Origin of the sequence: Mycoplasma enhydrae (assembly GCF_025779955.1) — a bacterium.
GTDB lineage: Bacteria > Bacillota_I > Bacilli_A > Mycoplasmatales > Metamycoplasmataceae > Metamycoplasma > Metamycoplasma enhydrae.
The window spans coordinates 1-9,165 of the sequence record NZ_JAOXHI010000014.1; the positions used below are offsets into that span (position 1 = coordinate 1).

Here is a 9,165-nt window from a genome sequence, read left to right on the forward strand (position 1 = left end):
TCTGGAATTTTTTCTCCAGTAAGCACTCTCATACACAACTTGTATAAAAATATTCTTGTCTTATATTTTTTCATAATAAAAAACATATCCTCCATTTGTGGTAGTCCACTAATAGGGGATATGTTTACATACCATGTATTAGTGAGACATCACAAATGAAGGGTTTGTTTAACGACTATAAATATAAAATATTTATTTATGGTTTTTGAATTGAATTTATTCTATTTAATTCTTGTTGTTTTTCTTTTTGCTTGTTTAATTTCTTTTGGACTAAGTATCATTCGGAAATCATTAATTTTTTCTATTTTATTTTTTCTTTTTTCAAGACTTAAAATTGTCATTTTATGAATAAAGTATATTGGTATTAAAACTAATGGTATACCTAAACCATAAGCCAATAAAGCAGGTGAGTCTTTAAAACCTTCATAGCCTTTAAATACTTTTGCTATTGGTTTAACAAATACTACTAATAATAAGAATAATAATGAAAATATAACTGAAGCATATACTTTTCAATAAAAAATTGGATTTGATAGTACTACAGGTTTTTTTGACATTAAATTAATTGAATTAAATGTAGCTGTTATTCCTAAAACTAAGAATGCTACAGTAGAAGCGGCTTCCAAAATGTTATCAGCTGAATTATATTTAGCTCATAGAGCTCCTAAAAAATATGCCACTAATGAAATTATGCCTACCAATATTCCTTGTCATAATGTATTTATACCCATGGACCCGGCAAAAATGGATTCATATTTGGATATTGGTCTTTTATTCATATAATTTTCTTTGGAATCTTGCAATCCTAAAGCAATAGCAGGAAAACCATGCGTAAATAAATTAATTCATAGTAATTGTGTTGCCGAAAGAATATATATTTCTTTATTTGCTAATTCAGATCAATTATTAAAAATAATTTTAAAAATTATTAAACCAAAGAATACTAAAATGATTTCTGCAATTGAAGTAATTAATAAGTTTTGAATAACATTCTTAATTTTTTGATAAATTGAACGCCCATTTTCAACTGCACTAACTATTGTTGAAAAATTATCGTCTGATAATATCATGTCAGCTGCTTGTTTAGATGCCTCTGTGCCTGTAATGCCCATTGCGCATCCAATATCAGCAGCTTTTAAAGCAGGTGCATCATTTACACCATCACCAGTCATAGCGACCACTTGATTTCGAGCTTGTCATGCTTTAACTATTCTTAATTTATCTTCCGGTTTAACACGAGCATAAACAGAATATTTTTCAATATTTTGACTTAATTCTTCGTCGCTTAAAGCATCTAATTCTATTCCCGTTAAAGTTTTATCATTAGGGCGATATATATCTAAACTTTTAGCTATTGCCACGGCAGTGTTAATATTATCACCAGTAATCATGATTGGTTTAATACCAGCACTTCTACATATTTCAATAGCAGATTTTGCTTCTTCTCTAGGTGGATCAATCATTGCAACTAAACCTTCAAAATTTAGGTTTTTTTCCAAAAATTTGATTTGTTCATTTAATTGCATGTTTTTAAGTTTTTTAACTTGTTCGTAGGCTATTTCTTTTGAGCATATTGCTAAAACTCTATATGCTTTATTAGCTCATTCATTATTAATCTTAAATAATTTGTCTTTCTCTTTAATGTCAATATTTGACTTACTTATTAAAACATCAGGCGCACCCTTAGTGATTACAATATACTTATTGTTTATGTAATTAATTGAAGTCATAAATTTGCGTTCTGAATCAAAAGGAATAACAAATTCACGAGGATATAATTTTTCTAAATTGACTTTAGTTTCATTATTAAAATGTTTTTGAAGTGCGTATAAAAATGCTAGTTCAGTAGGATCTCCAACTTGTTTGTATTCATTATTTTCAAACGCCAGATTTGCTTCTGAACAAATAGAGCCGTATTTGATTAAATTACTAAACTCAGAGTCTAAATTGTTTTTGGTTAAATCAAGATTTTGGAGTTTGTTACTTTTACAATCATAAAGATTAACAATTGTCATTTTGTTTTGTGTTAGTGTTCCTGTTTTATCGGAACAAATGACTGCACAACTTCCTAAAGATTCCACCGCCATTAAATCCTTAACTATAGCATTTTTCTTAGCCATTCTTTGAATACCAATGGCGAGAATAATAGAACTAAATGCAATTAAACCTTCAGGAATTGCAGCTACTGCTAAAGAAATTCCATTTACTATCACTGTACTTCAGAATGAATTTTCTCTAAAATGAGCAGTATTAGGAATTGCAAATAGTAATTGCATAATGATACTTGCTAAAAATAAAGCAATACCTACATAACCAAATATTTTTCCTAACTTATTAATTTTTAGTTGCAATGGACTCACGGATTGCTTTTCATTATTTACTAATGAAGATATTTTGCCAATTTCTGTTTTTTGGCCGATAGCACTAACCACTAAATAACCTGTTCCTGTAGAAATAATTGATGATGAATACATCATGAATTTTCTATCTGCTAAAGCTAAATCAAGATCTCTTTTAGCATTATAGTCTTTTTGAGCAGGTTCACTTTCGCCTGTTAATGAACTTTCAATGGCAGATAAATTAGATGAAAATAATAAATATCCATCAGCAGGAACAACATCTCCAGGCTCTAGCATAACTATATCACCGATAGTTATTTCTGAGGCCTTAAGATTAACTAATGAGCCATTGCGAATAACTTTAGAATATAAGGGACTAAGCTTAGCTAATGCATCAACTGCCTTAGCGCTTTTTATTTCTTGAATAGCACCAATGAGGGAATTAGTTAATACAACAAATAAAATTATTGAAGGCTCTACAAATTCAATAATTAATTTAGAATCAAAAACTCATTTATTCCGAATTCCACTAACAATTGCAAATATATAAGATAGTAATGCTGCGCACATTAATATGATTACAAGAATATCTTTAAACTGTGCTAGATAAACTAAGAAATAATTCATTTTTTTAGATTTAATTAGTTCGTTAGGGCCGTATTTTTGTTGCCTTAAAATAACTTCATCATCACTTATGCCTAATTTCATATTGGTTTGAATTAAATCATCTGTTATTTCTAAATTGGCTTGTTCATTATTCTTCATTATCTTCCTTAAAATACTATTCTTAGTTATTATCACAATAATAAAATGTTACAACATATTAATTAAATAATATTAAAAAAGAACCAATACCTATTTGGTATTGGCCTTTGATTAAAAAGAATTAAATATTTAATTTTAAAATTATGCTAAACGAGCTGTTGCATATGAATGTAGAACTAATTCGTTTAATTCATTTGCTTCTTTAACATCAGCAATCTTACATGGACAGTAAGCTACTGATTTACATTCGCATAGTTCTGATTTTAAAATTTGTGCGTATTTAATTTGTTTTGAAAGTGCAATTTTCTTTTCGATTGGTGTTGAAGCAAACATAATTACCATGTATAGGATGAATAATCCTGATGTTGCTGAATATGCAATTAAGTCTGGTTTTAGTTTTGCAACATCTGCACCTTCTCTCATGTATTGACCTAATACTAATCCTAATGATAAGAATGGGTCTAACATTTTAATAATCATGGTTAACATAACCATTGTAATAGCTATATAACCTGCTCAAACTGTGTGTTTGTTTTCTTTAACGGCAATGAAATGTTTCTTTCTATTTTCAAGAACACCAATTATCGAGAATGCAATGAATGCAAATGCGAATACTGCCATTCAGTCAGCCATTAGGTCTGAGAATGATAATAATTTTCCAATATTTGCACCGTAAACATTAGAACCATCAACATCTCATTTGTCGATATATGCATATGCTCCAATTACAGTTAACACTACCATAAATGGTAATGATAATATTAGACAGAATAACATACCCACAATTGGAGTATTTGAGTGTTTCATGTATCTGTAAGCCTTAGCAGGAATGTAAATTTCACCTTCCTTAATTAAGTCTTCTACAAAACGAGTTGCTCACATTGAAAAACCGTTTAAAATACCTAAAACACCAATTGCAATCATAATGTTAATAACACCAAATGCTCATTTGTGTCCACTTTTTTCTAGTAAACCACCAAAGTCGTAGAAACCACCAGATTTAGCACCTAGTGACATAGCTGCAGCAATGATAATGTACATTAATGTCATTGAGAATAAACCAATAACTAAAGCTGCAGGAGTTTTTTCTGGATTTTTCATTTCTGATTGAATACCAGCTGAAACATAAAATCCATCAAAAGCAAAGAAGATACCAGCTAATGATCCGAAAATTCCCAGTACTGGAGTTAATTTTAAGAATGAAGTAGATTCTTTTTTAAATAATGAATCTACTGTTATCGGAGTTCAGATAGTAGTTGGTTCTTGGCTTAGACGTTGTGAGAAGTAAACAAATCCAATAATAACAATAGCTACTAAAGGAATGAACTTAACTGATGTAATAATTAAGTTTTGAATATTTCCTGCACGTCCACTTAGACCTGCTGAAAATAGCATTCACAATGTCAATACTAATCCAATTAAAAAGTAGAATCATGGGGCTGAACTTGAGCCACCAAAGTTAGTTTCCATACCAAAACCTTGTAATCCATCTTGGAATTGAACAATTACATAGTAAGGCATGAAGAAGTATGTAAATGGAAGATATAGGTAAGTCATAAAGAACTTATTAGCTTTATAAATATACAATGTATTAAAAGCTTTTGTTCAACCGATCATACCTAAGTTGTCATTACGCCCTGAGGCAACTTCAACTAAAGCTAGTGCCAAAGTAATTACAGCAAAACCAGCAATCAATCATGTTGCAAGTGATAATGCAATATTTCCGGCTGAATATTCTAGAACTGTTTTAGATCTTAGAAAAATTCCAACCCCAATTGATGCGCCGATAACAACCATTATAGCTGCAAAGAAACTAATTTTTTTCTTTGTGCTTGAAGTAACAACCATTTGTTCTTCGGCCATAATATTTCCTTTCATATAAATTTAAATATAAATAAAATTCGAACTTTAGATACACCCACATTTATATGTTTATATTTGTCCCACAAAAGATGTATCCTTTTAAATTATAATGTTTTTAAATAATTTATTATTTTATTGAGTACTGAAAAGGTAATTTTGAACATTTTTTTAGCGTTTTGTATTGAAAAATCAATGTTTTCGAAAATAAAAACTATCAAAAAGAACAACACTATGTGTCAATGTCGTTCTTGATAATTTTGTGCTCTAATACTTAGAATTCTTCACTATTTCATGTAAATTCATAGTCCCTAATTTTGATTGTATCGCCATCTTTAACATTAGAATTTTTAATCAACTCAAACACGCCTAAGCCTTTTAATTTAGCATTAAATCTCCATAAATTATCTTGAGAAATAACTGGTATTTTATCGCAAACTTTAAATACCTCTTCTCCTACAATCTCATATGTATCATTATTAATTTTGATAATTTCAATTGGTTTAGTTTCTAGTCTAATAACTACAACATCTTCATTATCTTTAGTTTCATCAATAATTGATTGTGGAGTTTTTTGTAAAGTGTTTCATAATTCTTTTTTAATTTCTTCAATGTTAAGTTGAGTAAATGAAGAATTTTCAATAATTTTTAGGTTTGGATATGCTTTTTTAAATTTCTTTAAATTTGAATCAAAGTTATCTAAATCACTTTTGTTAGCAATTATTACTTGAGGTAAATTTTCAAGTTTTAAATTATATGATTTAAGCTCATAATTTATGGCTTCATAATCTTTGATTGGATCTTTATAATCAGAACCAAAATCAATTATGTGACATATAACTCTACAACGTTCAATATGTTTTAAAAACTGAATTCCCAGCCCTTTTCCTTCTGAGGCTTTTTCAATTAATCCGGGTAAGTCAGCTGCAACAAAAGAATTATCATAATATTTAACAAGTCCCAATTGTGGACTTAGGGTCGTAAAATCATAATCAGCTATTTTTGGTTTTGCATTAGATATTAATGATAGCAATGTGCTTTTACCAGCACTAGGTTTACCTAAAAAACCTACATCTGCTAAAACTTTTAAAGTTAGGTGTAAATCAAATTTTTCTCCAGGTGTGCCATTTTCACATATTCGCGGAGCTGTATTTTTTGAAGATTTAAATTTTAAGTTTCCTCTACCACCTTGGCCACCTTTAGCTATCAAGTATTTTTCTTCAGAAATAACATCAGCTATTAGTTGTTTATCTCTATAAACCATTGTTCCAAGCGGAACTTTTATTATCAAATCTTTTCCACTTCTTCCGTAAGCATTTTTAGGTTTACCATTTTCACCATCTTCAGCTTTAAGTTTATTCTGATAATAAAATGGTAAAAGTGTATTTTGGCCAGAGTCACCTTGAAAATAAATTGAACCACCTAAGCCGCCATCTCCACCATCAGGACCACCTTTATCAACATGTGCTTCACGCCTAAAACTGATGATACCATCACCACCTTTTCCAGCTATCACTACAACATTAACTTCATCAATAAATTTCATTGCTTAATTTTATCAAAAAAAGGCCTAAAAAAACTCAGATTGATAATCTGAGAGATTTGGGTTTTAGTGTTTTTGTTTATCTATTCTAGCAAATAAAACTTCAGTTGCGTTAGGTGCAATATTATCAAATTTATTGAAGGCATTAATAGCTTCTTTTTTTAATTCTTTTTGGCCTAAGAATTTTAAAATTAGATTACATTTTTTAGGCATCACTATTGATAACATTAAAGCAACAGTATATATTCCATTTAATAAAACATTTAAAACTATATTTAAACGTTCAAGATTATTTTTTAATAATCATGGTTGAGTTAAGTCAATATATTCATTCAATTTTGAAGATAAAGATATGGCTAATTTTAAGGCTTTATCTGCTTGAAAATCATTCATATATTCAACATATTTTTTATAAGTATTATCTAATTCTGAGAGGATGTTTTTATCAATTACTTCTAAATTTGTCTCAACATAATTAGTACCATTTGCAAAATTTTGATTAACCATTTTAATAGTTCTATTAACTAGATTTCCAAAGTTGTTAGCTAAATCAGCATTTAAGACATTTATTAATAATTCTTCAGTGAAAGCAAAATCATTATTAATATTAATTTGTGAACTAAAAAAGTATTTTATTGGTTCATTGCCATATTTTCCTATTAAAGGAATTGGATCAACAACATTACCTTTTGATTTTGACATTTTGCCTTCTGGAGTAATTATTCATGAATGTATCACTTCTTTGGTAGGCAAATTAATATCTAAGGCTTTTAAAAATATCGGTCAATAAATAGCATGGAATCTTGCTATTTCTTTTGCAAGTACATGTACTCTTTCAGTTCCGTTTTTTCAGTACTTTTTGTAAGCACTATCATCTTTTGATTCTATTCCTAAAGCACTTAAATAACTAAATAAAGCATCTAGCCAGACATAAATAACATGTTGATTATCATCTTTATATTTTTGATTTGAAATCTTAATACCTCAATCAAAAGAAATTCGGGTTATTGATAGGTTTTCTAAATCCTTAGCTAAAAAGTTATTCATTAATTCTTTATGTGTACTTTTATTAGTTAAAAACTCAGGATTTGTTTCAAAAAATTCCTTAATTCAAGGATGAAGTTTTTTCATATCAAAAAAGTAACTTTCTTCTTCAATTTGTTGCAATAAATGATTAGAAGTGGGATGGTAGTATTTATTATCCTTTAGAATTGCTTGTGTTGGAGTTAAATACTCTTCATCACTAACTGAATAAAGTCCAATATATTTATCTTTATAAATGTAGCCCTTTTCATATAATTTGTCAAATACTTTTAAAACAAAATCTTCATGATTTTTATTAGTAGTGCGACTATAAAAATCATAGTCGATATCAAGTTTATTTCAAAGATCTATAAACTTATTTGATTCAATATCAACATATTTTTGAGGACTTAAATTATTTTCTTCAGCTTTTTTTTGAATTTTTTGCCCATGCTCATCGATACCAGTACTAAAAAATGTATCATAACCCTGTGATTTTTTAAAATTCTTATATACTCAAGCTAATGTAGTAGTTAGTAAATGTCCAATGTGTAAATTACCACTAGGATAATAAATAGGTGTAGTTATATAAAAAGTTTTTTTATTTATTTTAGACATAATTATTTTTCTCCTTTAGCTTTAATTGGTACATATAGTTTTTTAGTTTCAATACGATAAGAATGGTCATTTAAATCATCATTGTGTAAATATATATTGCGTTCAAAAAAAGTACCTCAACCTGAGTTAAATCGTGCTTCTACTAAACAGAATTTAGGTTGGCTATTAATTCTTGTATATACTAATTGAACTCTTTTGGGCTCAAAATTGTATTTTCTTAATAAAACAATTAAATCAACATATCTTGCTATTGGCATAACGACACTAAAATAGCCTTTTTGCTCAATAATTTTAGAAGATAAACTAATTAGTTGTTCTAAATTTAAATTTATTTCATGAGTGGCTAATTTCTTTTCAAGAGTTCCCTTTAGTCTCGGTTGATTATAATCTTCATTGTAATAAGGTGGATTTGCTACTATTAAACTATATTTTTTAGCTTGCTTATTACCACACTTAAAAGCATAATCTTTAGCATATTCCTTATAATCAGCCTCAATGACATTTATTTGATTATTAAGATTATTTAGTTCAACATTTCTTTTAGCTAAACTGGCTGCTTTGGGCAAAATTTCTATTGCATCTATAGAAATTTTTTTTGACCGTGAAGCTATAAAAATCGAAAGTGCACCATTATTGGTGCCTACTTCCAAAACATTAGAAACGTTGCGATTAATTGATACAAAATTACCTAATAAAATAGTATCAACTGAATAATTAAACATTTCTTTGTCTTGGTAGACAAATAAGTCACCTCCATAGCCTAAATTATTCTTAATAATTCCCTTTTTCATAATTAATTAATTATAAATGATTAGGTTAATTAAATTCTAAATTTAAGACATATAAAACTCAAATTTTAATAATAAAAAAATCCCTTTAAGGATTTAAGTTTTTTTGCGGCTCATCGCTTAATTTGTTCTCTGAAAACTGAATATCGATAAATAATTTAGATTACTTCTATAGAATCACTATTAAACCAATCAATTTATTAGTACTGGTCAGCTGAATACATTGCTG

General features: G+C 28.4%; 5 protein-coding genes. All 5 read right to left on the reverse strand.

Annotated features, from left to right (window positions below; translation table 4 throughout):
• Window positions 1–221: 221 nt before the first annotated feature.
• The 5 genes from OF364_RS02930 to OF364_RS02950 all read right to left on the reverse strand — a co-directional run bounded on the left by OF364_RS02930 (window position 222) and on the right by OF364_RS02950 (window position 8,939).
• On the reverse strand, window positions 222–3,104 hold the full coding sequence (locus OF364_RS02930) for a cation-translocating P-type ATPase (protein ID WP_263774123.1): 2,883 nt from the start codon (window positions 3,102–3,104) through the stop codon (window positions 222–224).
• Between the two features lie 141 nt (window positions 3,105–3,245).
• Entirely contained in the window at window positions 3,246–4,967 is a 1,722-nt protein-coding gene (locus OF364_RS02935) for an APC family permease (protein ID WP_263774124.1), read from the reverse strand.
• A 271-nt stretch (window positions 4,968–5,238) separates the two neighbouring features.
• The gene (gene obgE, locus OF364_RS02940; RefSeq protein ID WP_205851507.1) at window positions 5,239–6,510 is read right to left on the reverse strand and encodes a GTPase ObgE; all 1,272 of its coding nucleotides are present in this window, start codon (window positions 6,508–6,510) and stop codon (window positions 5,239–5,241) included.
• Between the two features lie 63 nt (window positions 6,511–6,573).
• Window positions 6,574–8,148, reverse strand: coding sequence for a methionine--tRNA ligase (gene metG, locus OF364_RS02945; protein WP_263774125.1), 1,575 nt, complete (start codon window positions 8,146–8,148; stop codon window positions 6,574–6,576).
• 2 nt (window positions 8,149–8,150) lie between these two features.
• Complete coding sequence (locus OF364_RS02950) at window positions 8,151–8,939, reverse strand: tRNA1(Val) (adenine(37)-N6)-methyltransferase (RefSeq protein WP_263752814.1); 789 nt, start codon at window positions 8,937–8,939, stop codon at window positions 8,151–8,153.
• Between the last annotated feature and the right edge of the window lie 226 nt (window positions 8,940–9,165).